The 25,912-nt window shown below is 63.0% G+C and carries 27 protein-coding genes; 18 read left to right on the top strand and 9 right to left on the bottom strand.

Going from position 1 to position 25,912, the window contains the following annotated elements; all coding sequences use genetic code 11:
* The first annotated feature begins 163 nt into the window (after positions 1-163).
* From B5V02_RS30050 to B5V02_RS30025, 6 genes are all read left to right on the top strand, one after another.
* Complete coding sequence (locus tag B5V02_RS30050) at positions 164-1,447, top strand: efflux RND transporter periplasmic adaptor subunit (RefSeq protein WP_111547680.1); 1,284 nt, start codon at positions 164-166, stop codon at positions 1,445-1,447.
* Positions 1,444-4,602 (top strand): efflux RND transporter permease subunit, encoded by a 3,159-nt coding sequence (locus tag B5V02_RS30045; RefSeq protein WP_111547604.1) that lies wholly within the window; start codon positions 1,444-1,446, stop codon positions 4,600-4,602. Before B5V02_RS30050 ends, B5V02_RS30045 begins: the two co-directional genes overlap by 4 nt.
* A 74-nt stretch (positions 4,603-4,676) precedes the next feature.
* Positions 4,677-5,282: a nitrile hydratase subunit alpha gene (nthA, locus tag B5V02_RS30040; RefSeq protein ID WP_111547603.1), complete on the top strand. Its 606-nt coding sequence runs from the start codon at positions 4,677-4,679 to the stop codon at positions 5,280-5,282.
* Positions 5,279-5,938 (top strand): nitrile hydratase subunit beta, encoded by a 660-nt coding sequence (gene nthB, locus B5V02_RS30035; protein ID WP_111547602.1) that lies wholly within the window; start codon positions 5,279-5,281, stop codon positions 5,936-5,938. Before nthA ends, nthB begins: the two co-directional genes overlap by 4 nt.
* The gene (locus tag B5V02_RS30030) at positions 5,925-6,290 is read left to right on the top strand and encodes a nitrile hydratase accessory protein (RefSeq protein WP_167458724.1); all 366 of its coding nucleotides are present in this window, start codon (positions 5,925-5,927) and stop codon (positions 6,288-6,290) included. Before nthB ends, B5V02_RS30030 begins: the two co-directional genes overlap by 14 nt.
* 144 nt (positions 6,291-6,434) lie before the next feature.
* Positions 6,435-7,562, top strand: coding sequence for an ATP-dependent DNA helicase (locus tag B5V02_RS30025; protein WP_111547600.1), 1,128 nt, complete (start codon positions 6,435-6,437; stop codon positions 7,560-7,562).
* Positions 7,563-7,592: 30 nt separating this feature from the next.
* Here the strand turns inward: B5V02_RS30025 and B5V02_RS30020 are convergent, their stop codons facing one another.
* A complete protein-coding gene (locus B5V02_RS30020; RefSeq protein WP_111547599.1) occupies positions 7,593-8,009 on the bottom strand; it encodes a SpoIIAA family protein in 417 nt (138 codons plus the stop codon).
* 113 nt (positions 8,010-8,122) lie between these two features.
* On the opposite strand from B5V02_RS30020, the gene B5V02_RS30015 reads away from it, so the two are divergent.
* The 3 genes from B5V02_RS30015 (at position 8,123) to B5V02_RS30005 (ending at position 11,962) form a co-directional block, all read left to right on the top strand.
* The gene (locus tag B5V02_RS30015; RefSeq protein WP_111547679.1) at positions 8,123-8,863 is read left to right on the top strand and encodes a pyridoxine 5'-phosphate synthase; all 741 of its coding nucleotides are present in this window, start codon (positions 8,123-8,125) and stop codon (positions 8,861-8,863) included.
* Positions 8,864-8,966: 103 nt separating this feature from the next.
* Entirely contained in the window at positions 8,967-10,886 is a 1,920-nt protein-coding gene (locus B5V02_RS30010; RefSeq protein WP_111547598.1) for a potassium transporter Kup, read from the top strand.
* A gap of 35 nt (positions 10,887-10,921) precedes the next feature.
* On the top strand, positions 10,922-11,962 hold the full coding sequence (locus tag B5V02_RS30005) for an SDR family oxidoreductase (protein ID WP_111547597.1): 1,041 nt from the start codon (positions 10,922-10,924) through the stop codon (positions 11,960-11,962).
* 41 nt (positions 11,963-12,003) lie between these two features.
* Here the strand turns inward: B5V02_RS30005 and B5V02_RS30000 are convergent, their stop codons facing one another.
* Positions 12,004-12,897 (bottom strand): SDR family oxidoreductase, encoded by an 894-nt coding sequence (locus B5V02_RS30000; protein WP_111547596.1) that lies wholly within the window; start codon positions 12,895-12,897, stop codon positions 12,004-12,006.
* 133 nt (positions 12,898-13,030) lie between these two features.
* On the opposite strand from B5V02_RS30000, the gene B5V02_RS29995 reads away from it, so the two are divergent.
* The gene (locus tag B5V02_RS29995; RefSeq protein ID WP_111547595.1) at positions 13,031-13,441 is read left to right on the top strand and encodes a winged helix-turn-helix transcriptional regulator; all 411 of its coding nucleotides are present in this window, start codon (positions 13,031-13,033) and stop codon (positions 13,439-13,441) included.
* Between the two features lie 122 nt (positions 13,442-13,563).
* The gene (locus tag B5V02_RS29990) at positions 13,564-14,769 is read left to right on the top strand and encodes an FAD-dependent oxidoreductase (protein ID WP_245446278.1); all 1,206 of its coding nucleotides are present in this window, start codon (positions 13,564-13,566) and stop codon (positions 14,767-14,769) included.
* Between the two features lie 827 nt (positions 14,770-15,596).
* Here B5V02_RS29990 and B5V02_RS29980 read toward each other — a convergent pair.
* Positions 15,597-16,325 carry a glutathione S-transferase family protein gene (locus B5V02_RS29980; RefSeq protein WP_111547593.1) on the bottom strand — a complete coding sequence of 243 codons (729 nt, stop codon included), beginning with the start codon at positions 16,323-16,325 and terminating at the stop codon, positions 15,597-15,599.
* A 1-nt stretch (position 16,326) separates the two neighbouring features.
* On the bottom strand, positions 16,327-16,632 hold the full coding sequence (locus B5V02_RS29975; protein ID WP_111547592.1) for a Rieske (2Fe-2S) protein: 306 nt from the start codon (positions 16,630-16,632) through the stop codon (positions 16,327-16,329).
* Positions 16,633-16,732: 100 nt separating this feature from the next.
* Between B5V02_RS29975 and B5V02_RS29970 the strand changes: the two genes are divergently transcribed.
* Positions 16,733-17,194, top strand: coding sequence for a MarR family winged helix-turn-helix transcriptional regulator (locus B5V02_RS29970; RefSeq protein ID WP_111547677.1), 462 nt, complete (start codon positions 16,733-16,735; stop codon positions 17,192-17,194).
* Between the two features lie 23 nt (positions 17,195-17,217).
* Here B5V02_RS29970 and B5V02_RS29965 read toward each other — a convergent pair whose 3' ends face one another.
* Complete coding sequence (locus tag B5V02_RS29965) at positions 17,218-17,649, bottom strand: anthrone oxygenase family protein (protein WP_111547591.1); 432 nt, start codon at positions 17,647-17,649, stop codon at positions 17,218-17,220.
* 171 nt (positions 17,650-17,820) lie between these two features.
* On the opposite strand from B5V02_RS29965, the gene B5V02_RS29960 reads away from it, so the two are divergent.
* Both B5V02_RS29960 and ilvC read left to right on the top strand, forming a co-directional pair.
* Positions 17,821-18,474 (top strand): TetR/AcrR family transcriptional regulator, encoded by a 654-nt coding sequence (locus B5V02_RS29960; RefSeq protein ID WP_111547590.1) that lies wholly within the window; start codon positions 17,821-17,823, stop codon positions 18,472-18,474.
* 25 nt (positions 18,475-18,499) lie between these two features.
* Positions 18,500-19,519, top strand: a complete 1,020-nt coding sequence (ilvC, locus tag B5V02_RS29955; protein WP_111547589.1) for a ketol-acid reductoisomerase — start codon at positions 18,500-18,502, stop codon at positions 19,517-19,519.
* Between the two features lie 101 nt (positions 19,520-19,620).
* Here ilvC and B5V02_RS29950 read toward each other — a convergent pair whose 3' ends face one another.
* Complete coding sequence (locus tag B5V02_RS29950) at positions 19,621-20,205, bottom strand: BA14K family protein (RefSeq protein WP_111547588.1); 585 nt, start codon at positions 20,203-20,205, stop codon at positions 19,621-19,623.
* Positions 20,206-20,390: 185 nt separating this feature from the next.
* Here B5V02_RS29950 and B5V02_RS29945 point away from each other — a divergent pair, with 185 nt between their 5' ends.
* Positions 20,391-21,503, top strand: a complete 1,113-nt coding sequence (locus tag B5V02_RS29945; protein ID WP_111547587.1) for an endonuclease/exonuclease/phosphatase family protein — start codon at positions 20,391-20,393, stop codon at positions 21,501-21,503.
* A 7-nt stretch (positions 21,504-21,510) separates the two neighbouring features.
* Positions 21,511-22,227 (top strand): hypothetical protein, encoded by a 717-nt coding sequence (locus B5V02_RS29940; protein WP_111547586.1) that lies wholly within the window; start codon positions 21,511-21,513, stop codon positions 22,225-22,227.
* A 125-nt stretch (positions 22,228-22,352) separates the two neighbouring features.
* On the opposite strand, the gene B5V02_RS29935 is transcribed toward B5V02_RS29940, so the two are convergent.
* Positions 22,353-22,595 (bottom strand): hypothetical protein, encoded by a 243-nt coding sequence (locus B5V02_RS29935; protein WP_111547585.1) that lies wholly within the window; start codon positions 22,593-22,595, stop codon positions 22,353-22,355.
* A gap of 167 nt (positions 22,596-22,762) precedes the next feature.
* Between B5V02_RS29935 and B5V02_RS29930 the strand changes: the two genes are divergently transcribed.
* The gene (locus B5V02_RS29930; protein WP_111547675.1) at positions 22,763-23,125 is read left to right on the top strand and encodes an ArsR/SmtB family transcription factor; all 363 of its coding nucleotides are present in this window, start codon (positions 22,763-22,765) and stop codon (positions 23,123-23,125) included.
* Complete coding sequence (locus tag B5V02_RS29925) at positions 23,106-23,624, top strand: SRPBCC family protein (protein WP_208647157.1); 519 nt, start codon at positions 23,106-23,108, stop codon at positions 23,622-23,624. Before B5V02_RS29930 ends, B5V02_RS29925 begins: the two co-directional genes overlap by 20 nt.
* A gap of 358 nt (positions 23,625-23,982) precedes the next feature.
* On the opposite strand, the gene B5V02_RS29920 is transcribed toward B5V02_RS29925, so the two are convergent.
* Positions 23,983-25,200 (bottom strand): ABC transporter permease, encoded by a 1,218-nt coding sequence (locus B5V02_RS29920; protein WP_111547584.1) that lies wholly within the window; start codon positions 25,198-25,200, stop codon positions 23,983-23,985.
* Between the two features lie 2 nt (positions 25,201-25,202).
* Complete coding sequence (locus B5V02_RS29915) at positions 25,203-25,910, bottom strand: ABC transporter ATP-binding protein (protein WP_111547583.1); 708 nt, start codon at positions 25,908-25,910, stop codon at positions 25,203-25,205.
* Positions 25,911-25,912: the final 2 nt, after the last annotated feature.

Genomic DNA, 25,912 nt, shown 5'->3' with positions numbered 1-25,912 from the left:
ATCCATTGTGCAGTGCACATTAAATCTTCGTAATGCCGTGTTTTGGCCCTTTTCCGACAAAGGCGTGTCCTATCTATTCGGCGAAACTGCGGCAACGGCCGTGATTTGCGTTAGAATATGACCATCGGACCACGGCGTGTCGGATGGAGAGGGCCTTTTGACCATGCGTGGAAAAGTCGTTCTTTCGTTGCTAGCCGTCGCTTGCCTGGGCGGGGCTGCCTGGCTTTATCTTTCGCCTGACGCGCTGGGCAAGGTTGAACAGATCACCGGCCAAAAGCAGGTTGCCGCTGCGGACCAACCGGCTGCGGCCTCGGCCTCGGCTTCGGACAAGAAGGGTGCCAGCGCGGCGCGCTCCGCATCCATCCTCTCGGCCGTCGCTTCGTCCGCCGATTTCCCGATCCGGCGCTATGCGATCGGTTTCGTCTCCTCTCCGGCCGTCGTCAGCATCAATGCACGGGTATCCAGCCAGATCGTATCGATCGACGTCAAGGACGGGCAGATGGTGAAGACCGGCGACGTTCTGTTTTCGCTGGACGACCGCGCGTTGAAGGCGCAGCTCGCCAAGGACCAGGCGACGCTGGCCAAGGACCAGGCGATGCTCGCCAGCTCGAATTCCGATCTCCAGCGCGCCAAGGACCTCGTCGCCAAGCAGGCCGGCACGCAGCAGACCTATGATCAGGCGGTGGCGGCGCAAAAGGCGGCGGCAGCGACCGTCGATGCCGACAAGGCGACAATCGACGCCGACAACGTCCAGCTTGGCTTTGCCACGATCACGGCGCCGATTTCCGGCCGGCTTGGTGCCGTCAGTGTCGCGGTCGGCGACCTCGTCACCACCAGCAGTGGCAACAACAGCAGCACGGCGACCCCGCTGGTGACCATCACCCAGATCGACCCGTTGCAGGTGAACTTCAATCTACCGGAAAGTAACCTGGCGCTTCTGCATAAGGCGCTTGCCGCGCCGCAGCAGGGTGCCGTGACGCTGACCAAGGACGGCGATCCGACGCCGATCGGCAAGGGTACGCTCGATTTCGTCGATTCCAGCGTCGACACCGCTTCCGGTACGATCGCGACGCGGGCGAGCGTGCCGAATGCCGATCTGTCGCTATGGCCGGGCCAGTATGTGAATGTCGTGCTCGACGCCGGCATCATGCCGCAGATGACATCCGTTCCCACGGTCGCGGTGCAGCCCAGCCAGAAGGGGCCGTTCGTCTATGTGGTCAAGCCCGACAACACGGTCGAAATGCGGCCGGTGCAGGTGGCGCTGACCGAAGGCGAAAACAGCGCCATCAGCCAGGGGCTGAAAAGCGGCGAGCGTGTCGTCGTCGAGGGCCAGACAAGGCTGAAGAATGGCGCCGCAGTGCACGAAGGAAAGACCCCGGCCGATGGCGGCGGTCAAGCCGCTCCCAAGGTGGCTGAGGCCACCACTACCGGCGAGGCCGCCAAATGATTTCCGAATTCTGCATCCGCAGGCCGGTCGCCACGCTTCTCATGTCGTTCGCCCTCGTGTTGGGTGGACTGTTCGCCTACAAGTTCCTGCCGGTGGCGGCACTCCCCAGCGCCGAATTCCCGGTGGTCAACGTGTCGGCCCAGTTGCCCGGCGCTTCGCCGGAAACCATGGCCACATCGGTAGCGACGCCACTGATCAAGCAGTTCGCCACCATCGCCGGCATCGATTCGATCTCGACCACGAACTCGCTCGGTTCGACCTCGATCGCCATCCAGTTCGTGCTCAACCGGGATATCGACGCGGCCGCGGCCGACGTCCAGGCCGCGATCGCGCGCACGCAGAAATCACTGCCGCCGCAGATGACGTCGCCACCGAGCTACCGCAAGGTCAATCCCGCCGATGCGCCGATCCTGCTGATGTCGCTGGTCAGCGACACGGTTCCGTTGACCGACCTTGACGCTTTCGCGGAAAACGTCATCTCGCCTTCGCTGTCGACCATCGATGGGGTGGCGCAGGTCTCGATCTTCGGACAGCAGAAATATGCCGTGCGCATCCAGATCGATCCGACCGCGCTCGCGGCGCGCGGCATCTCGATCGATCAGCTGCAGGCGGCGATCGCGTCTGCGAACAGCAACACGCCGCTCGGCGTGCTCCAGAATGACAAGCAGCAGCTCACTATCACCGCCAACACGCAACTCGACAACGCCGCCGGCTTTTCCAACCTCATCATCGCCACCAAAAACGGTCACCCGGTACGGCTGGGCGAGGTGACCCGCGTCGTCGATTCGGTGCAGACCACGACGACGGCGAGCTGGTATGACGGCACCCGCGCCATCATCATGGCCGTGCAGCGCCAGCCCGACGCCAACACGGTTGACGTCGTCGACAAGGTCAAGGCGATGCTGCCGTCCTTTCAGGACCAGATGCCGGCCGCCGCCTCGATCAAGCTGCTCAACGACCGTTCGACCTCGATCCGTCAGGCCGTCGATGACGTGCAGTACACGCTGCTGTTGACCATCGCGCTGGTGGTCATGGTGATCTTCGTGTTCCTGCGCCGGGTGACGGCGACCATCATTCCGGCCGTGGCGGTGCCGATCTCGCTGATTGCCACGCTTGGCGCGATGTTCCTGTTCGGCTTTTCCATCGACAACATATCGCTGATGGGCCTGACGCTTGCGGTCGGCCTTGTCGTCGACGATGCCATCGTGATGCTGGAAAACATCTTCCGCCATATGGAGGAGGATGGGCTATCGGCCTTCGATGCGTCGCTGAAGGGCGCGCGCGAAATCGGCTTCACCATCATCTCGATCTCGATTTCGCTGGTGGCCGTGTTTATCCCCGTGCTACTGATGGGCGGCGTCATCGGACGCATCTTCAACGAGTTCGCCGTCGTGGTGACGGTCGCCATCCTGGCGTCGATGTTCGTGTCGCTGACGCTGACACCGATGCTGTGCTCGCGTTTGCTGTCGGTCACGAAGGCCGATCGCGACAAGCATGGCCCTGGCCATAAGCAGGACCTCGTCACGCGCAGCTATGACCGGATCTTGAGCTTCTGCCTGCGGCACACCTTCCTGGTGTTCCTCGTCTTTGTCGGCACCGCAGCAGCGTCGGTGTGGCTGATCCAGGTCTCGCCGAAGGGTTTCTTCCCGCAGGAGGATATCGGCCAGATATCGGTGACGACCATCGCGCGCCAGGACATCTCGTTTGACGCCATGGTGAAGCTGCAAGGGCAGGTGGCCAATGTCTTCTCCCATTCGCCCTATGTCGACCATGTGGCGTGGTCGGCGGGCAGCGGTAACAATGCGCTCAACCAGGGGCAGCTCTTCGTCCAGCTCAAGGGGAAGGACCAGCGTCCCGATATCGAGAAGGTGCTTTCGGATCTAAGGCGACAACTGGCCGGCGTGGCGGGTATCGAGACCTACATGCAGCCGGTGCAGAACCTGCGGCTTGGCTCGCGCTCCTCCGCCAGCGCCTACCAGCTCGTGGTTCAGGGCCTCGATACCGGCCAGACCGATATCTGGGCGCAGAAGATGAATGACGCGATGGCGGCCGACCATGCGACCTTCGCCGATGTCACCAGCGACCTGCAGAACAATGCGCTGCAGGCGACGCTGGTGGTGGATCGCGATAAAGCCGCCCAGCTCGGCATCGATACCGACACGCTGCGCTCCGCCCTCTATGGCGGGTTCGGCACCGACCAGGTTTCGACAATCTTCGGTTCGGCCGACAGCTACGAAGTCATCACCGAACTCGATCCCAAGATCGAATGGTCGCCCGAGCGGATGCTCGCCATCCAGATGAGGACGGCGAGCGGCAGTCTGGTTCCGCTCGGCGCCTTCGCCCGGGTCGACCGCACGGCCGGCGCCTTGACGGTCAACCAGCTCGGCCAGCTTCCGGCCGTGACCATCTCCTACAATCTGCCGCAAGGCGTGGCGCTCGGCGACAGCGTGACCCGTATCAACGCGCTCAAAGAGCAGATCGGCATGCCGACGGCGATCTCGACGACCTTTGCCGGTACGGCCAAGACCTTCCAGGACTCGCTTGCCAATCAGGGCATGCTGATCGGCGGCGCGATCCTGACCATTTATATCGTGCTCGGCATTCTTTATGAGAGCTTCATCCACCCGCTCACCATTCTCACCGGCCTGCCATCGGCGGTGCTTGGCGCCGTCGTTGCGCTGCGCTTCGCAGGCATGGATCTGTCGGTGATCGCGGTGATCGGCATTCTGATGCTGATCGGCATCGTCAAGAAGAATGGCATAATGATGGTCGATGTCGCGCTCGAACTGCGACGAGAAGGCATGTCGGCCACCGAGTCTATCCACAAGGCCTGCCTGATGCGTTTCAGGCCGATTATGATGACGACGCTGGCGGCACTGATGGGCACATTCCCGATCGCGCTCGGCACGGGCGCCAGCGCCGAACTGCGCCAGCCGCTGGGTGTTGCCGTTGTCGGCGGTCTGCTGGCTTCGCAGGCGCTGACCCTGTTCGTCACGCCGGTGATCTATGTCTACATGGAGAATTTCTCGGGCTGGCTGGTCGGGCTCATGCCAAAGCGCAAGGGCGAGCAAATCTCGCAGGAGCCTGTGACGCAGCCGTCGCTGTTCGATGTCAATGAGGAGCAGCAACTCGAACAGCGAGCGGCGGCCGAATAGAAGTCGACGTCGCGAGAGGTCTGGCCCAAGCCGTCGTGCTTGCGGCGGCATGATCGGAAACGTATTTTGCGGTCATGTCACACGATCATGACCACGACAATGAGCTCGATCCTTTTGCCGCCCGCGTGCGCGCGCTGGAGACCATCCTTACCCGCAAGGGTCTGATTGATCCGGCCGCGATCGACGTCATCGTCGATACCTACGAAACCAGGATCGGCCCGCGCAACGGCGCCAGGGTGGTGGCCAAGGCCTGGGCCGACCCGGCATTCGCAGAGTGGCTGAAAAGCGATGCGACGGCGGCGATCGAATCGCTCAGCTACACCGGCCGCCAGGGCGAGCATATGCAGGCGGTCTTCAACACCGAGGAGACGCACAACCTCGTCGTCTGCACGCTGTGCTCCTGCTATCCGTGGTCGGTGCTCGGCCTGCCGCCGGTCTGGTACAAGGCGCCGCCCTACCGCTCGCGCGCGGTCATCGATCCGCGCGGTGTGCTGGAAGAGTTCGGGCTGACGCTGCCGGCGACCAAGAAGATCCGCGTCTGGGATTCGACCGCCGAGTTGCGCTATCTCGTCGTGCCGATGCGGCCCGAGGGCACCGAGGGCTGGAGCGAGGAGCGGCTGGCCGATCTGGTGAGCCGCGACGCGATGATCGGCACCGGGCTGGCGAGGCAGCCGGCATGAACGGGCCGCAGGACCTTGGTGGGCAGATGGGGTTCGGCCCTGTTGCCCCCGAAGTGGACGAGCCGTATTTCCATGCCGCCTGGGAAAGGCGGGCGCTCGGCGTGACCTTATGCGCTGGCGCCATGGGTGCCTGGAACATCGACGAGAGCCGGCACGCGCGGGAATCGCTGCATCCCGCCGATTATTATGCCTCCAGCTACTACGAGATCTGGATCAAGGCGCTGGAAGTGCTGCTCAAGCGCCATGGCTTCGTCACGGAGCGCGATCTCGAGGCAGGCACGGTGGTGGATCCGGCCGCTGTGCCGAAACGGGTGCTGAAGGCGGAAAACGTGCCTGATGTGCTGGCCAAGGGCGGTCCTTGCGACCGGCCGGTGGCGCAACCGGGGCGGTTCAAGGCCGGCGATCCGGTGCGGACCAAAAACTTCAACCCGACCGGCCATACGCGGCTGCCGCGCTATGCACGCGGCAAGCATGGAACGATCGAGGCCGTGCACAACGGCTTCGTGTTCCCTGACAGCAACGCGCATGGCCAGGGCGAAAACCCGCAATGGGTCTACACCGTGGTTTTCGAAGGGTCGGAAATCTGGGGCGAGGGGGCCGACCCGACGCTGAGCGTGTCGATCGATGCCTGGGAGAGCTATCTTGAGCCGGCGTGAGGCAAACGGACACGCCGCCGATTTGCCGCCGGGCGTCGATGCACCGGTCTTTGCCGAACCGTGGCAGGCCGAAGCGTTCGCCATGACGGTGGCGCTGCACGACAAGGGTCTGTTTTCGTGGAGCGAATGGGCGCAGGCGCTGTCGGCCGAGGTGAAGAAGCCAGGTGCCGCGGCTGACGGCCATGACTATTACGAACATTGGCTGGCGGCGCTGGAAAGTCTGCTTGCCTCAAAAGGGCTGGCCGCCAAGTCCGATGTCGATGCGATGGCTGAAGCCTGGGAGCGCGCCGCGCATGCTACCCCGCACGGCAAGCCGATCCTGCTGGAGAACGATCCCAGTCCGACCGAATAGGTCGTGGCGGAGCGGTATCTGTTCCCTTTACGTTCTCGTTCGCGCCTGATAGCCTGACCCGTCGGCGGCACTGAAGCGCCCCGACGCGTCGATGGTGGTGGCAGCTATCTTGTCTTTCCCTTGCGAATCCGGTCTCTCGCGCTGATGGAATTCTCTCCCCAACAGGACGAGGCGCTGCAAGCGGTTGCCCGCTGGCTGAAGACTGGAAAGCCGCAGCTGTTCCGGCTGTTCGGCTATGCCGGCACCGGCAAGACGACGCTGGCGCGCTATTTCGCCGAACATGTCGACGGCCAGGTGCAGTTCGCCGCCTTTACCGGCAAGGCCGCGCAGGTGCTGCGCTCCAAGGGCGCGGTCAATGCCCGCACCATCCATTCGCTGATCTATCGGCCGAAGGGCGAGGAATCGGTATCGGACGAGATCACGGGCAAGACCTCGATGTCGCCGACCTTTTCGCTCAACCGGCAGAGCCCGATCTCGCGGGCCAAACTGGTCGTCATCGACGAATGTTCAATGGTCGACGAGCAGCTTGGCCGCGACCTGATGAGTTTCGGCACGCCGATCCTGGTGCTCGGCGACCCCGGCCAGCTGCCGCCGATTTCGGGCGGCGGCTTCTTCACCGACCACGAGCCGGATTTCCTGCTTACCGAAATCCACCGCCAGGCGCGCGACAATCCGATCCTGCGGCTGGCGCTCGATGTGCGCGAGGGCCGCGAATTCATGCGCGGCGATTACGGCACGGCGCAGGTGATCGGCAAGGAAGACGTCACCCAGGAACTGGTGCTGAAGGCCGACCAGGTGCTGGTCGGCACCAACCGCACGCGGCGGCGCTACAATCAGCGGCTGCGCGAGCTCAAAGGCTTCAATGCCGACTATCCGCAGGCCGGCGACAAGCTGGTCTGCCTGCGCAACGATCCGGCAAAGGGCCTGCTCAACGGCTCGCTGTGGAAGGTGATGACCTCGTCGCGCGAGACGGTGAAGCCCGGCATCAACCTTTTGGTGTCGCCGGAAGAGGACGATCCGGATCGCGGCGTTGCCAAGATCAAGCTGCTCAAGGCGGCCTTCGAGGATCCGGATGCCGACATCCCCTGGCAGCAGAAGAAGCGCTTCGACGATTTCGATTATGGTTACGCGCTGACCGTGCACAAGGCACAGGGCTCGCAATGGAACGAGATCGTGCTGTTCGATGAAAGCTGGGCCTTCAAGGAAACCCGCCAGCGGTGGCTCTACACCGCCATCACGCGCGCGGCCGAGCGGCTGACGATCGTCAGGTAGCAAGCATCGCCCTTGCGTGGCTGTCGTGTTTCAACCACGACCCTGTTGCTTTTCGGTCGGCCGGGCTCCAAGCCATTGCCAGGCCGAGGCTTCGTCCTCGGTCTCGAAATGCCTGAATTCGATTGACAGCGAAGCCCGCAGGAGGTGTCGCGCGTCCGCTATCCAGTTCGGCTCGCCGATCGCCGCGCAACGGCCGACATGTTCCATTGCATGGGCGGTGCCCTGTTTCAGGGTTTCTTGCGCAATATTGGCCCAGTCGACGCCATCGTGGTCGACAAGGCGCACCAGCACGTCGATGCGAGGATGAAGGGCATAGGCTGCCTCCATCAACCCGAAAAGGTTTTCGCCATCGGCCGCGGAGACGTGCCCGACGACATCGATGGCGAGAAGGTCGTCACGGCTGGTCTCGATACGACGGATAGCCGGTACGGTGTCGAGAAAATTCATGGCGCTTCCTTTCCCGGACTCAATTCATCAGGCCTGGAACACCCGAAACCCCCTGTCTGTTCCCGCCAAAGGCATTATAGGTGGCGCGTCGAATGATTTCCGAGGCCGCCTCCATGCCTGCAAAACTCTCCGTCAATCTCAATGCCGTGGCCATGCTGCGCAACCGGCGTGACCTGCCGTGGCCGAGCGTGACCGGCATTGGCCGCATTGCGCTCGCAGCCGGGGCGCATGGGCTGACGGTGCATCCGCGCCCCGACGAGCGGCACACAAGACACTCCGATCTGCCTGAGATCCGGTCCCTGATCGACGACGAGTTTCCGCGCGCGGAATTCAACATCGAGGGCTATCCGACCGAGGATTTCCTGGTGCTTGTGGAAAAGCATCAGCCCGAACAGGTGACGCTGGTGCCGGACGATCCGGCGCAGGCGACGTCAGACCACGGCTGGAACTTTGCCGCCGAGGCAGCGTTCCTGACACCGATCGTCAAGCGTCTGAAGAAGGGGGGCTTCCGCGTGTCGCTGTTTTCGGACCCGGACCCCGATTGCGTGACGGCCGCGCGTGACACCGGCGCCGACCGCATAGAGCTCTATACGGGCCCGTATGGCAGTTATCATTCCGATCCCGCCAGAGCGGCCAAGGAGCTGGAAAGACTGGGAAAAACCGCCGACGCCGCGCTTGCCGCCGGCCTGCAGGTCAATGCCGGGCATGATCTGGTGGTCAGCAACCTGCCGGCACTGGCAAAGCGCATTCCCGCATTGGCCGAAGTGTCGATCGGACATGGGTTGACAGCCGACGCGTTGGAGTATGGCATGGCCGGGACGGTGGGACGATTTCTTAGGGCTTGCGGGTGGTAGCGATGGCAGCCTCGCAGGGCAAGCAAGGCAGCCATCACGCGACGGCACTTGATATTGCATCGCAGCAAGCGTAGAGCACCGCGCGCTTATCGGAGTGTCGCCCATGGCCCTTGCCAATGCTGGTAGTGAGGCAGAACCCGTCGAACAATCGAGCCATCCAGAAGTCGAACAGCACAGCACCAAGGTTCTGATGTTGGGCGCGCTCGGTGTTGTCTATGGGGATATCGGCACCAGCCCGATCTACGCCTTTCGCGAAGCGCTGGTGGCGTCATCGGGCGGCAATGTCGCCCAGCGCGGCGATATTCTCGGCGTTCTGTCGCTGATCATCTGGTCGCTGACGATCATCGTCACCATCAAATACATCATGTTCGTGCTGCGTGCCGACAACCGCGGCGAGGGCGGCGTGCTGTCGCTGATGGCGCTGGCGCGCGGCAGTTTCCCCAAGCGCTCGGCGCTGGTGCTTGGCATCGGCATCGTTGGGGCATCGCTTTTCTTCGGTGACGCCGTCATCACGCCGGCGATTTCGGTGCTGTCGGCGGTCGAGGGTATGAATGTCGTCACCCCCACCTTCCAGCCCTATGTCGTGCCGCTGACGCTGGTCATCCTTGCCATGGTGTTCGCGGTGCAGCGCTTTGGCACGGGCGGGGTGGGATTGGTGTTCGGTCCGGTGACCGCAGTATGGTTCCTGGCCATCGGCCTTTCCGGTCTCAACCACATCATCGCCGATCCGGAAATCCTGTGGGCGATCAGCCCGCACTACATCGTCGCCTTTCTCATCAATTCGCCCGACGTCGCTTTCGTCACCATCGGCGCCATCTTCCTCGCCGTCACCGGCGCGGAAGCGCTCTATGCCGATCTCGGTCATTTCGGCCGCAAGCCGATCGTGCTCGCCTGGCTGGCAATCGTGTTTCCTTGCCTGCTGCTCAACTATGCCGGACAGGGCGCCTTCGTGCTGGCAAAGAACGGCATCGTCGGCCATCCGTTCTTCGAGATGAACGAGGGCTGGACGCTGATCCCGATGGTCGTGCTGGCGACCGCCGCAACGGTCATCGCCAGCCAGGCGGTGATTTCCGGCGCCTTCTCGCTGACCAGGCAGGCGGTGCAGCTCAACATGCTGCCGCGCCTGGAAATCCTGCACACCTCGGAAAAACAGTCCGGCCAGATCTACATGCCGCGCGTCAACCTCTTGCTGGCGCTGGCGGTGATGCTGCTGGTCGTCGGCTTCGGCGAGTCCAGCAGGCTGGCGTCGGCCTATGGTATTTCGGTGACTGGCAACATGCTGGTGACCACGGTGCTGCTCTATGTCGTCATGACGCGCATCTGGAAATGGCAGCTGTGGCTGGCAGTCTCGCTGACGGCGCTGTTTGCCTTTATCGACGTCGGCTTCTTTGCCTCCAACATCGTCAAGGTGTTCGAGGGCGGCTGGGCATCGCTGGCCGTGGCCTTCACCATCGTGTTGGCCATGTGGACCTGGGTGCGCGGCAGCCGCTATCTGTTCGACAAGACCCGCCGCAACGAGATCCCGCTCGATTTCCTCGCCGGCAATTTGTTGAAGAAAAAGCCACAGCTGGTGTCCGGCACCGCGGTGTTCCTGACCAGCGATCCCTTGAGCGCGCCAACCGCGCTGATGCACAGCCTGAAGCACTACAAGGTGCTGCATGAGCAGAATGTCATCCTTTCCGTGGTGACGGCGCCGCAGCCGGTGGTGCCCGACAGCGACCGGGTCAAGATGGAGACGGTCAACGAACTGTTCATGCGGGTGACGCTGACCTTCGGCTATATGGAGCAGCCCAACATCCCGCGCGCGCTGGCGATCTGCCGCAAGCAGGGCTGGAAGTTCGACATCATGACGACCTCGTTCTTCCTGTCGCGACGTTCGCTCAAGGCTTCGCCCAATTCCGGCATGCCGGTGTGGCAGGACCGGTTGTTCATCGGCCTGGCGCGCACGGCGGCCGATGCGACCGAATATTTCCAGATCCCGACCGGCCGTGTGGTAGAGATCGGTACGCAGGTGGCGATCTGACGGTCTCTTGCCGATGAATGGCTGAGGAGGCGGGAATGAGCGGCGAATTGGTGCTTGTTACCGGCGGCTCCGGCTTCCTCGGCGCGCATTGTATTCTCGAACTGCTGAAGGCCGGCTACCGCGTGCGCACGACCGTGCGCTCAGCCAAGCGTGAAGCCGATGTGCTCGCCATGCTCAAGGCCGGCGGCGCCGAGCCGGGCGCCGCACTCTCGTTCGCCGTCGCCGATCTGATGGCCGATGCGGGCTGGCCGGATGCGGTCGCCGGTTGCGACTATGTGCTTCATGTCGCCTCGCCATTTCCGCCCGGCGTGCCGAAACATGAGGACGACCTGATCGTTCCGGCCCGCGAAGGCGCGCTCAGGGTGCTGCGCGCGGCCCGCGATGCGCGCGTCAAACGCGTCGTGCTGACCTCGTCCTTTGCGGCAATCGGCTATGGCAAGCCGCCGCCCGACGGCCGGCCGTTCACCGAGGAGAACTGGACCGATCCGACGGCCAAGGTCAGCGCCTATGTGAAGTCGAAGACCCTGGCGGAGCGTGCCGCCTGGGATTTTATTGCCGCGGAGGGTGGCGCACTGGAACTTGCGGTCGTCAATCCGGTCGGCATCTTCGGACCGGTTCTTGGGTCCGACCATTCGACCTCCACCGAATTTGTCCAGCGCATGTTGAACGGTGCCATGCCGGGGCTGCCGCGCCTGTCGTTTGGCGTCGTCGACGCGCGTGACGTGGCGGACCTGCATGTGCGCGCCATGACCAATCCTGCCGCCAGGGGGAAGCGATTTCTGGCGGTTGCCGGCGATTTCATGACCGTGCGGGAGATCGCGCAGACTTTGAAAATGCGGCTTGGTGATGCCGGGGCGCGCGTCTCGACGCGGGAGCTTCCCGATTGGCTGGTGCGGATCGTGGGCCTGTTCAACCCGGAAGCCGCACAGCTCGTGCCGGAACTGGGCAAGGTCAAGAATGCGACCAAAGCGAAGGCCGTGCGCCTGCTCGGCTGGGCACCGCGATCACGCGAAGACGCGCTGGTTGCGACGGGCGAAAGCCTGATCCGGCTTGGGCTGCTCAAGAAGGCGAAGTAGCGCGGCGGAAAATCGAGATACGACTTCCCGCCGCACGGATTTCAACCAGCCAGAGCGGCCTTGTTGATCTCCAGGAACTGCCTCAGCGTTTTTGACTTTCGGCCGGAAAGCGTCTCGACCGCGTCCGTCACCATGGCGATGCGGCCGGCGCGCGTGTTGGCGTCGAAGGACACGATGATGCGGGCGAAGTCTTCAGGAATGCCGGCCGCCTTCACCCCTTCGGTCAGGGCTTCATCTGAAACCTGCACGACATCGAGCGGCTTGCCGGTGACCTCGCTTACCAGGGCGGCAACCTCGGCCGTGGTGTAGGCATGCGGGCCGGTCAACGTGTAGGTCATGCTTTCGTTCGAAACAGCAGCGAGGCCGCCGGCGATCGCCGCCGCCATGTCATCGCGCGCACCATGGGCGATGCGGCCTTCGCCGGCGGACGTGTACCAGTGTCCAGAGGCGATGGCCTGCGGCAGTGGCATGAACAGGTTCTCTTGGTACCAGCCATTGCGGAAAATGGTGTAGGCGATGCCACTTGCCTTGATCGCCTGCTCGGTGCCGTAATGATCATTGGCAAACAGCATCGGCGAAACCGGCTCGGGGTTGGGCATCGAGGTATAGAGAAGATGGCCGACGGCGGCCTTCTTCGCTGCGGCCACCGCCGTCTCATGCTGTTTCAGGCGCCGACCGTCCTTCAGGTCCATTTCGCTGGTCGAGATGATCAGCACTCTGTCTACGCCCTGGAACGCGTTCTCCAGCGACGTCCTATCGTTGAAGTCGGCGGCCCTGACGACAACGCCGCGCGCTGCCAAGTCGGCAAGGTTGGCCGGCGTGCGGGTGGCGGCGATGATCTGCGGCGCCGGAACCTTGAACGTGTCCAGCAGGTGGTTGATGACGCCGCGGCCGAGTTGGCCGGAAGCGCCGGTGACGAGAAGAGTTTTGCTCATGGGGTGATCCTGGCAAGGGTCAGAGGAGAGGGCATAGGTGGTCTCAAAAAGAGACCAGCACTAAAATAGGAATTGACCCGTGGCCGTAAAGAAGGCAGTTTTTCGGGAGGTAGGCACAGCCAGGGAACCAGCCGTGGACAGCACGATCGTCAATCTGAGATCCAAGCTCGAGATATACAAATCCATGAGCGATGGCGGCAACATCGCCGATTGCCCGGTCCGCGACGTGATCCAGGGTCTCAGCGGCAAATGGAGTTCGCTGTTGATGGGAGCCCTGGCCGAGCAGCCGTATCGCTTCGGCGAATTGCGGCGGCTGGTGCCCGACATTTCACAGCGTATGCTGACCCAGACGCTCTACGATCTGCAGCGCGACGGCTATGTGCATCGCGAAGTGTTCCCGACCAAGCCGCCGAGCGTCGAGTACAGCCTGACCGACCTCGGACGATCGATGTTCGGCGCCTTGCATCAGCTGATCCTGTGGGCCGAGCTCAACCATGACGCGGTGCGCGACGCGCGCGCCGGTTTTGATGCCGCCCAAGGGTGAGCCGGACAACTGCGGCTTGATTTAGTCCGCCCGCTGAAGGATTGTCCGGCCAGTTCGGCTTTGGGGGCATCGGCATTTCCTACGATATCGCGATTGCCGGGGCCGGCCCGGCGGGGCTCGCCATGGCGCTCTACCTCAAGCACGCCGGGCATAGGGTCACCGTGTTCGAGCGCTTCGAGGAGCCGAAGCCGGTCGGTTCCGGGCTGATCCTACAGCCGACCGGGCTGACGGTGCTTGCCGATCTTGGCCTGCTCGACGACATGCTGGCACTGGGCAGCCGCATCGACCGCCTGCATGGCGCCGATGCCACGACCGGCCGCACCGTGCTCGATGTCCGCTATGATGCCCAGCGCGGCGGCCGCTTCGGGCTTGCGGTGCACCGGGCGGCTCTGTTCGGCGTGGTCTTTCGCGCTGTGCTGCGCGAGTCGATCGCCATCGAGACAGGTGTCGAGATCGAGACTCTGGAGACAGGCGAACGGGCAACGCTGGTCTGTGGCAACGGGCGAAGGGCAGGGCCGTTCGATCTGGTCGTGGACGCCAGCGGCTCACGCTCGAAACTGCGGCAGTGCACTGGCAATGCAGGCGCGCCACGCCCACTCACCTATGGTGCGTTCTGGGCATCGCTTGGCTGGCGCGGTGAAGGTTTCGACGAACACGCACTGCTGCAACGCTACGACAAGGCCAGCGTGATGATCGGCGTGCTGCCGATCGGCCGGCCGGAGCCGGGTGCTGAAAAGATGGCGGCCTTCTTCTGGAGCCTCAAGCCGGCGGACGCCGATGAGGCGCGTGCCCGGGGCCTCGACGCCTGGAAGGAGAAGGTGGTTCGGCTGTGGCCCGAGAGCGAGGCGTACACCAGCCAGATCGAGGATTTCGACCAGCTTTCGCTGGCGCGCTACGGCCACCACACGATGAAGTGGCCGGCCGGCCGACAACTGGCCGTCATCGGCGATGCTGCACACTCCACCAGCCCACAGCTCGGGCAAGGGGCGAACATGGCGCTGCTCGACGCGGCGGCGCTCAGCCATGCGCTGGCGCGGACGCCAAACGTCGAGGTGGCACTTGAAACCTATGCCAAGGCGCGGCGCTGGCATGTGCGGGTCTTTCAGGCGCTGTCGCTGGCGTTCACGCCGTTCTACCAGTCGGATTCCGTGGCGCTGCCCTTCATCCGCGACAGGCTGGTGGCGACGGTGGCAAAAATCCCGCCGGCGCCGCAGCTTCTGGCCGCGATGGTGGCCGGCACGGTAATCGATCCGTTCAAGCGGATCGGGCTGGCCGAGGCGCGGTGGCCTTGGATGGGTGACCGCGACGTGCAGATCACAAGCCCCTAGTTGGCCCTAGCCGCTGCGCAAGGCTATTGCTGAGGCACAACTGGCGGAACTGAACTCCAAAATACAGGATGTGTAGGCAAGAGCTGACCACCGTTTTTGTGCACGAGTGTCAGTATCGTGTTTACGATCTCGTGCGACGGCGCGCTTAGCAAATTGCACTGTATCTGAGCTTCGCCGACTTTGCGTCGTCGCAACAATGGGTATCCAAGCCGAAAGGATCTGGGCAGGAGAGCAGACTCCCGCATCTGCAAAGACACTCCCCAAAAGCCACTCCTGCTCATTATTGGTTTAGCGCTCAAAACATCAGCCCATCTGACCGATAGGCCCGAGCGGTTATCCAGCAAGCCATCCCTGTCGATTATCAACGCGGGTTTGTGAAGACTCGCATCCTGGAAGGAAAATGCTGCTGCGACAGATAGAAACGGTGCCCAGTAGAACGCGAACAATAGGATCATGGCCAGTGCCACCTTCTCAAAGAGAGTGCGGCTGTTCTCGGGGTCCCCGAGAAAGAAGGTGAGCCCGGCCACCAGCATTAAAAAGGCGCAGAATGACCAGAAAAGCCCCATCAAGACATACATGCCACGACGGCAGCGGGCCGTTATCGGAAGCCGAACGGACAATGGCGGAACAATGGATTTTCGAAACGTCGGTATCCCTGGAATGAGGACAACGTCATCCGTGTCGAGAGATGTTCCCATTGATGGTTCCGGCTTCGCTCGGATCAAAGATCATCTTCATAGAGCGAAACTGATAAACGTTTTAGTCTCATGATTTTTCAAATGCGACGAGTCCTCTCATGGATGTGGCCGGCACCGTGATCGATCCGTTCAGGCGGATCGGGCTGGTCGAAACGCGCTGGCCGGATCGTTTCGGCGGATAATTGTCGAAAGATGCGACCCCTTCGCCTGCAGGAAGGCATGCAGGCGCTGCGGGTAGTCCGGCGCCACGGCTTGCCTGATCGACGGGCGTTGCCTCAGCGCCTGACGCCAGGCCCGGACGAACGGCTTGGCGTCCAGAATGCCGAAATCGTCGATCTGATCGAAGGCGTCGAGATATTTGAAAACAGGGCCATGGACGGCGTCGACGAGCGAGAAGCGCTCGCCGGCGAACCACGGTCCGTTCCGTTCGGTGTCCGCCAGCTCGGCCTCAAGACGATCGAACATCGCCGACAGTGCGCTGGATTCGGCAAGGAACCCGGCTTCGGTGGACGCCGAATAGAACCGGCCTATGGCGTTGAGGATGGCCGAGCCGAATTCGATCCAGGCACGATGCCGGGCGCGGGCATAAGGGTCGGCGGGGTGGAGGGGATTGGCTTGTGTCTCTTCGAGGAATTCGAGAATGACAGCGGATTCGAAGATCACCGTTTCCTCGCCATGTCGCTGCACGCGCAGCAGCGGCACCTTGCCGAGCGGCGAGATCGCCTTGAACCAGCCCGGCTTGTCGGCAAGGTCGATGTCGACGCGTTCGAACGGCACGCCCTTCTCGGTCAGTGAGATCGCGGCGCGCTGCACATAGGGGCAGAGAGGATGGCTGACGAGAACGAGCTTGTCGGTCATCTCACTCTCCCCAGACGTAGTTCAACGCGCCGTTCTCGACGCGCGTCGACAGGAACATCAGGCGGGAATTCTTGGGCGCGGGACCGTCGAGGCGATCGCCCGATGCCATGTCGAAGGCGGCGCCGTGCCATTGGCAGACCAGCCTGCCGTCCTTGCAGTCGAGCGGCCCGCCAAAGTGCAGACAGACATTGGCGGCGGCGCGGATACGCTCGCCGCAGCGGTAGACATGGACCTCACGGCCGAAGAACGGCGCGATCAGGCTGCCCGTCTGCGGAATGTCGGCGATCTTGCAGATTTCGTGTTTCATGGGATTCGCTTTCCATGGTTAATGCAATTGCATCTATGTAGATGCGGGTGCATTGATCGTCAAGCTTGATGCAATTGCATCTATTGCCTATGCTGCGGCCATGACGAAGAAAGCCACGCCTTCGCCCGAAGCCATCAAAGCCTGGGCCCGCCTGATGCGCGTTTCGCGCCAGCTGATGGAAAGTGCTGAAGACGCGCTGAAGGAGAGCAGTCTGCCGCCGCTTGCCTGGTACGATGTGCTGCACGAGCTCGCCGAGGCGGGTGAGGGCGGGCTGCGGCCGTTCCAACTGATCGAGCGCACCTTGTTTGCGCAATACAACATCTCGCGGCTGCTGGCGCGGCTCGAGGCTGACGGGCTGATCGAGAAACTGCCGGTGGCCGATGACGGCCGCGGCCAGACCATCCGCATTTCGGCCAAGGGACGGGAGATGCGCCGCCAGATGTGGGCCGTCTACGGACGGTCGATCACGGAACTGGTCGATGCCAAACTCTCTGCGGATGAGCTGACCATGGTGTCGGCACTGCTTGGCCGATTGCGCCATCCGCCCGTTGTGGACTGGTGAAGTAACGCCGGTCAGGCTGAATGTCAGCCCAGATGGCTACCCCAGAGAAAGGCCAGTGTCGCCAGCACGCCAAGGGCGCGAACCAGGTGCAGATTGCCCCATTTGACGATCAGGGACCTGGCTTGCCGATTGCCGGCGCCTGCATCCATCGCCTCCAGCACCCTGTTGGTCGGCATCATCGCGATCAGCGTCCACGGCCAGGGCAGGATGATCAGCACCGCGCCAACCAGAAAGGCGAAACCGCCAGTCTGCCACCAGGCAATGAGACCGAGAACGCAGGCGACAATGGCAATCGACGCCTGCATGGCGGCGCCGCGCTTGTAGGAAGGCTGCCATTCCTGCAGCAGAGCCTTGTCGTCGAGACCAAGCCGCGCCGGTTGCTCGGCGACACTGACGTAAATCGCGGCGCCAGAGAATGCGGCGGCGACCATCAAGGCAAGCAATCCGATCAGCATTTTCTTTCCCCGCGCAAGCCGTGCGGCGCCGACGCCGACAGTAGAAATAGGACTTGCAAGGCTCAGAACAATACGCCATAGAGGTGGCGAACCGTAACGTACGGTACGGCTCGCTGGAATGCCCGGCTGGCCTTGCCTGGCGAGAACGGCCTTGCCTGCCGAGAGAAGAGCGTGTTGCACATCGTGCCCGAGATCGACACCAGCGAAGCGCTGACGGAGCGGCAGAAAGCCGTGCTCGACGCTGCGTTGCGGCTGCTGGTCGAGGAGGGCGATCAGCTGACCATGACCGCCGTGGCGCGCCGGGCCAGCTGTTCCAAGGAAACGCTCTACAAATGGTTCGGCGACCGTGACGGGCTGCTGACGGCAACGGTGCAGTGGCAGGCGTCCAAGGTGCGGGTGGCGCAGGTCGATGGCAAGGGGCTCGATCTTGCCTCGCTGACCACAAGCCTCGAACGCTTCGCTTCCGACTGGCTGAAGGTGATCTCCAGCGACACCTCGATCGCGCTCAACCGGGTGGCGGTCAGTCATGCTGGTTCGGGCAAGGATAACCTTGGCGCCGTCGTGCTGGAGAATGGCCGCTTTGCGCTGGCCACGCGGCTGAAGCCGGTGCTTGAGGCCGGACGACAGGCCGGACTGCTCGATTTTTCGGACGCCGAGACGGCGTTCCGCACCTTTTTCGGGCTGGTCGCCCGCGATGTGCAGATCCGTCTGCTGCTCGGCGACCGGCTGGAATTGACTGAGGCGGCGATCGGCGGCGATGCCGCGCGGGCGACGCAGCAGTTTCTCGCTCTTTTTAAGAGCAACAACCGGCCGCAGGGCCTCTGATTCATAAAACGGGAAGGAAGACAAAATGCGTGTCTATTACGATCGCGATGCCGATCTCAACCTGATCAAGGGCAAGAAGGTCGCCATCATCGGTTATGGCAGCCAGGGCAGGGCGCATGCGCTCAACCTCAAGGATTCGGGCGTCAAGGACATCGCCATCGGCCTGAAAACCGGCTCGGCGACCGCCAAGAAGGTCGAGGCCGATGGGCTCAAGGTGATGAGCGTGGCGGACGCCGCCAAATGGGCCGACCTGATGATGATGGCGACGCCTGACGAGCTGCAGGCCGACATCTACAGGAACGAGATCGCGCCGAACATCCGCGACGGCGCAGCAATTGCCTTCGCGCACGGCCTCAACGTTCATTTCGGCCTGATCGAGCCGAAGGCTTCGGTCGATGTCGTCATGATCGCGCCGAAGGGCCCCGGCCACACGGTGCGCGGCGAATACCAGAAGGGCGGCGGCGTGCCGTGCCTGGTCGCGGTCAACCAGGATGCCTCGGGCAACGCGCTCGACCTGGCGCTGTCCTACGCCTGTGGCGTCGGCGGCGGCCGTTCGGGCATCATCGAGACCAATTTCCGCGAAGAATGCGAGACCGACCTGTTCGGCGAGCAGGTCGTGCTGTGCGGCGGTCTGGTCGAACTGATCCGCGCCGGCTTCGAGACGCTGGTGGAAGCCGGCTACGCGCCTGAGATGGCCTATTTCGAGTGCCTGCACGAGGTCAAGCTGATCGTCGACCTGATCTACGAGGGCGGCATCGCCAACATGAACTACTCGATCTCGAACACCGCCGAATGGGGCGAGTATGTCTCGGGTCCGCGCATCATCACCGCCGAGACCAAAGCCGAGATGAAGCGCGTGCTGAAGGACATCCAGACCGGAAAATTCACCTCGGAATGGATGCAGGAATACCGCGCCGGCATGTCGCGCTTCAAGGGCATCCGCCGCAACAATGACAGCCACCAGATCGAGGAAGTCGGTGCCAAGCTGCGCGCGATGATGCCGTGGATCTCGAAGAACAAGCTGGTCGACAAGGCCAAGAACTAAGCGAAATCCAGGCGCTAGAAGACAAGCAGCTTCGAAGTGCCTAAATCAAAAACGGCGCCACATGGCGCCGTTTTTCAATTTCTGGACTCGGCTACAGCTTATCAATAGGGCGAGTAGCACTGCTGACGTGGGCCGTTGTAGGGTTGGAACGTGTTGTCCCAGGCGCGATAAGACCGGTAGCGGTCGTAGCACCACTGGACATGGGCGCTCGAAAGCCGCTGCGTCCGGTAGGCGCGGTAGTAGCGGCGCGGCGGCGCATCGTAGTAATTGTAGTTGTTGTACATGCTGCCAAGGCCCATCCCCAGGCCGAGGCCCAGAATCGCGGCACCCGCGCCATCATCGTAGTAACGGCCGCCGCGATAATGATGGCGACCATGACGCCAACGCCAGTTGTCTCCATCGTTCCAATTGCCGCCGCCGTTCCAGTTGCCACCGCCGTTCCAGTGTCGGTGGCCCCCGTTCCAGTTGCCACCGTTCCAGTTGCCGGACCGGCGCCATCTCCAGTTACCGCCGTTGTTATTGCCGCCCGCCCAGGCGTCGCGGACCGCCATCGGCGCCGCAGTGCTGGCGGGGATCGACAGGTCCGGTTGCATCATCGGGCCAGCGGCCGACGGTGCGGTGGCGCCGGACAGAATACCGAGCGCTATAAGCCCGGATTTGACCGTGGATGAAAAGAGCGAATTCATGACACTCTCCAAGAGATACAGGCCCCACGCCTACTCTAAGGGCCTACTGTGGATGTTTGCATCTGAACGGCGGATGAACGGAAAGGTTCCGTCAACCATGGCGCGAGTGGCATCAGGACCAATCGGTCTCCGCTGGTGGTCCCGCGACCTTGTTTTCTGGAGCACTTGCGGGCAAAGGTCATGACATGTCGCTGCGCCTTGCCACCTTCAATGTCGAGAACCTGATGAACAGGTTCGATTTTTCCGGCTATCGCAACCAGCTCAACGAGGATCGAACGCTTGCGCTGTTCGATATCCAGAGCGAGGCGGAATACAAGATGCTGGAGCAGGCCCGCGCCATCGCCCAGTCCGACGATACGCGCCAGCTGACGGCGCTGGCGATCGCGGCGACCCGCGCCGACATTATCTGCATGCAGGAGGTCGACAACATCGAAGCGCTGAAGGCCTTCGAATACGGCTATCTGTTCAAGATGGTGGGGCAGGGCTACCGGCAGAAATACACCACTGCCGGCAATGATTCGCGCGGCATCGACGTCGCCGTGATGATGCGAAACGAGACCGCGCAGGGCCAGCCGATCGAATTCGTGCGTATGACCAGCCATGCCTACGTCACCTATGAACAGTTCGGGCTGCACACGCCCGAACTGGCGGCACTCGGCAACCAGGCCAATGAGCGCATCTTCCGGCGCGACTGCCTGGAAGTCGATGTGACCGTGGGCGGCGTGCCGCTGACGCTTTATCTCGTGCACTTCAAGTCGATGGGCTCGCCGCGCAACGGGCTCGACGGGCGCGAAGCGACGATGCCGGTGCGCATCGCCGAAGCCCAGGCCGTGCGACGGATCATCGAGGAGCGCTTCGGCAAGGACCACGCCGCCGACAAGCGCTGGGCGATCTGCGGCGACATGAACGATTACCGGCAGCGCGTGAAGATCGCCGGCGACGCGATCGACGGCTACCGCTTCGAAGTGGTCAACGAGAACCAGTCCTGCATCAACGTGCTGACAGAAGGCGGCTTCTGCGAAAACGTCGTCGAGCGGCGGCCGGAAATGAACCGCTGGAGTTTCTACCACACGCGTGGACCGGAAGAGCGGCATCTGTGCCAGCTAGACTATATCCTGCTGTCGAAGGGGCTCGCCGCCAGCAATGCGACGGCCGTTCCCGACATCATCCGCAACGGCCAGCCCTGGCGCACCATTTTCCCACCCGGCCAGGAGGTCGAACGCTTTCCGCGCGCCGGCTGGGACCGGCCGAAGGCATCGGATCATTGTCCGGTGGCCATCACCCTGGACATGACCTGATACGCCGATGAGTTTCGACCTGCCGCGCAATGTCATCCTGCCGGTCGACGCCGTCGACATCCGGCTCGATCCCGGCCCGCACCCCTTCGCGGTGGATAATGCGGAAGCCATCGCCGAGAACTGGCAGCGCGAGATAGCAGCCAAGCCGGCGCTGTTCGACGGTATGGTGGTGCTGCTGTCGCAACTCGCGTATCGCGACAACCGTCTCGTCGGCCGCTGCCATGCGGTCAACTACTCCACCTTCATGCTCTGGCGTAAGCGGCGTGAGAATTCGGGCGCCGAGCACGCCTATGCCCATGCCGTGCTGGCCGCCGGCGACAATGCGCTGGTGGCGATCCGCATGGGATCGCATACGGTCAATGCCGGGCGCGTCTATTTCGCCGCCGGCTCGTTCGAGCCCATCGATTTTCGCGACGGCCAGGTCGACGTCGATTTCAACATGATCCGCGAGGTGCGCGAGGAGACCGGTCTGGATCTGTCGGACGCGCCACGCGGCAAGCGCTACCACGTCCTGTCGACGGCCAGCGGTACGGTGATGTTTCGGCGTTTTCACGAGACGGCGCCAGCCGAGGAGATCGCACGTCGCATCTCAGCCTTCGTCGCTACCGAGGCCGAGCCGGAGATCGAGGGGCCGGTCATCATCCGCCATGCCGCGGACCTGCCGGACGGGCTGGCGCCGCACATGAAGCCGCTGGTCGAATGGCATTTTGCCGGAGTGGATTAGAGCAATTCCAGGACAAGTGTGAAACGGTTTTTCCCGGGAAAAGCGCGTAGCGCTTTCCCTCAGGGAATTGCGTTAAAAACAAAGAGTTAGAGCGGGTCGGCGCTTCGGTGAAACGATGAACTGCTCTAACGACGCGTCTTGTTTTGCGCCGCCTTGCGATCGTTGCTGGCGGCGACGAAGAACAAGATAAAGCCGAGACCCAGCAAGCCGCCCATCGCCATTCCCATGGTCTGGCCGACGACTGCCTGGAAATCGGCGGTGACGCGATCGGGATTGGCTATGCCGAAGCGGGCGAGATACCACCAGATGCCTGCAAGGACGGCCTCGATGATGACCATCGCCAGGATCAGTCGTGCCTTCTTGCTCATGCGTTATTCGCCCCCGACCAGAGATATCTTGCCTTAAGGGCTGGAGATCGCCGAGTCGATCGAATCTGCATCGAAATGATGTCGATTTGGGAGTGAAGGCGGCCGGCAACGCAGCGCGCTCGGCCTTCCTTGCATGCCGCCAATCCGTGTGTTACATACTGAACCATATGGTTCAGTATTCCCGGACCCGCTTGGATGCCTCGTTCGCCGCGCTCTCGGACGCCACCCGACGCGGCGTTCTGGAGCAGCTCGGACGTGCAGACGCTTCGATCACGGAGCTTGCCGAGAAGTTCCACATGACCCTCACGGGCATGAAGAAGCACGTCGGCGTCTTGGAGCAGGCGGGGCTCGTCACCACGGAGAAGGTCGGGCGCGTGCGGACCTGCAAGCTCGGCCTACGCGAACTGGAGGAAGAGGCGGCCTGGATCGAGAGGTACCGCCAGCTGTGGGACGCACGCTTCAACGAGTTGGACAAGGTTGTCGAGGAATTGAAACGGAAGGAGCAAGCCGATGGACGAAAGAAGACATAGTGAGCCCGCCCCCATGAATAACCGCGCGACGGTGGAACGGAAGTCCGAGCGTGAGCTGGTCGTTACGCGAACGTTCAATGGCCCGGCGCGCATCGTGTACGAGGCGTGGACCAGGCCCGAGCTGTTCATGCGGTGGTGGGCACCGAAGTCGACGGGCGTGCCTCTGCTTTCCTGCGAGATGGATGTTCGTGTCGGAGGCGGGTACCGTGTTGCGTTTGGCCACGATGCCTCAAGCGCTATGGCATTCTTCGGTAAGTACATCGAAGTGATACCTAACTCGCGCCTCGTCTGGACGAATGAGGAAAGTGAGGACGCCGCCGTGACCACGGTGACCTTCGAGGAAAAAGACGGCAAGACGCTGCTGGTGCTGCACGAACTCTATCCCTCGAAGGAAGCGCTCGACGAGGCCATCGCCGGGATGGAGGATGGGATGCCCGAGCAGTTCGAACAGCTGGACGAGCTTCTCGTCACCCTGGGCGCGAGCGTGGGACGATCATGAAGTCGTCAATCTCGCGGTCGGCCGCCTGGCTCGTTACTACGCGGAAGAGAGCCCCGACGAGGTCGTTGAGGGTCGAGTGCGAAGAGTTTCATGGCGATTGGAACTACGTCATCAGATCGCGCATGGAACAGCGTTGACCGGTCGACTTCGCCGTTCCCGGTCCCTTAGAGCGGTTCATCGTTTCACGGAAACGCCGAACCGCTCTATCTCCTTGTTTTGACGCAATTCCGGACGGAAAACCGTTTCACACTTTTCCCGGAATTGCTCTAGCATCGTTGATCGGACGGCGACAGCGTTGTGGGTGTCGGCAAACATCCAAGGTTGTGGATGGAGATCGCCGTGGGGTGCTGGCCCGGGCTTACTCGTGCCGCAGCGCGTCGATCGGGTCGAGCCTGGCGCCGCGCAGCGCCGGGAAGAAGCCGAACACCATGCCGATCAGCGCCGAGAAACCGACGGCGAGCAGGATCACCGCGGGGCTTGGCGCGAACGGGATGGTCAGCGTCACCGAGGCGAGGCCGGCCAGCGCCAGGCCGATCAGGATGCCGATAATGCCGCCAAGCAGCGACAGCACCGTCGCCTCGACCAGGAACTGGATGAGGATGTGCTTTTCATGCGCGCCGATGGCGAGCCGGATGCCGATCTCGCGGGTGCGCTCGGTGACCGAGACCAGCATGATGTTCATGATGCCGATGCCGCCGACCAGCAGGCTGACGCCGGCGACGGCGCCCAGCATGCCGGTCATGGTGGTGGTGGCGCTGGCCATGGCGTCGGCGATCTGCGTCATGTCGCGGATGGCGAAATCGCTCTCGCGGTCGGGGGTGATGCGGCCCGCGTCACGCAAAATGTCCTCGACGCGCGGCTGCAGTTCGCTGGTCGGCGTCGTGTCGTCGGCGGCGATGTAGATGTTGTCGATGTCGCGGTTGCCGGCGATGCGGCGCTGATAGGCGTGCAGTGGCATCAGCACGACATTGTCCTGGTCCTGGCCGAAGCCGGTATAGCCTTTGGGCTCGAGCAGGCCGATGATCTTGCAGGAGGTGCGGTTGACGCGGATGATCTCGCCCTCGGGGTCGCCGGCGCCGAAGAACTGCTGGCGCACCGTCTCGCCGATCAGGCAGACGCCGGTGCCGGAGCGGGTTTCAGAATCACTGAACGGACGGCCGGAAACCAGCTTCCAGTCGCGCGCATCGAGATAGGCGCTGTCGGTGCCGGTCACGCCCGAGGTCAGGCTCTCGGTGCCGAAGATGACGCGGACCTGCTTTTGCGAGGCCGGCGAAATGGCGCGCGCGCCGGTCAGGTGCGCGACAAGTGCCGCGAGGTCCTTTTCGGCCAGCGGACGGACCACCTGGTCGAGGCCGCCCGGACCGCCGGGGCCAGCCGGGCGGCCGGAGCGGACGACCAGCAGGTTGCTGCCGAGCTTGGAGATGTCGGCCTTGACCTTTTCGGTGGTGCCGGAGCCGATGGTGAGCATGGCAATGACGGCAGCAACGCCGATGACGATACCGAGCAATGTCAGGAACGAGCGCAGCACGTTGCGGCGGATCGAGCGCAGGGAGAGGCGGACGGTTTCCCAGATCATGGTTATGCCACCTCGAGATTCTTGGAATCGGAAGCGACGTGACCGTCGATGAAGCGAATTGTGCGCTCGGCATAGCCGGCGACGTCGGCCTCGTGGGTGACCATGGCGATGGTCAGGCCAAGCTTGGTGTTGAGCTGCGTCAGCAACTCCATGATCTCGTGCGTGCGGGCGGTGTCGAGATTGCCGGTCGGCTCATCGGCGACGAGTAGCGTCGGCCTTGTGACGATGGCGCGTGCGATCGCCACGCGCTGCTGCTGGCCACCGGACAGTTCGGCCGGCGTGTGGTGCTCGCGGCCGACAAGGCCGACCTGGGCCAGCGCCTGCATGGCAAGGTCGCGGCGCTCGCGGGCGGCAACGCCGCGGTAGATCAGCGGCAGTTCGACATTTTCCGCCGCCGTGGTGCGGGCCAGCAGATTGTAGCCCTGGAAGACGAAACCGACATAGAGGTTGCGCAGCATGGCGCGGCGGTTGCGGTCGAGCCGGCCGGCGTCGATGCCCATGAAGGAATAGGTGCCGGCCGTCGGCGTGTCGAGGCAGCCGATGATGTTCATCGCCGTCGACTTGCCGGAGCCGGACGGGCCCATGATGGCGACGAATTCGCCGCGACGGATGGCAAGATCGACGCCGGCCAGCGCATGGACCTTGGCCTCGCCCTGGCCGTAGCTCTTCCAGACCTTGTCGAAGGTGATGAGGGTCGCGCCCGCAGCCACGG

Origin of the sequence: Mesorhizobium kowhaii (genome assembly GCF_003253745.1) — a bacterium.
Lineage (GTDB): Bacteria > Pseudomonadota > Alphaproteobacteria > Rhizobiales > Rhizobiaceae > Mesorhizobium > Mesorhizobium kowhaii.
The sequence above is the reverse complement of the archived record's forward strand: the minus strand, read 5'-3'. Positions and strand labels throughout refer to the sequence as shown.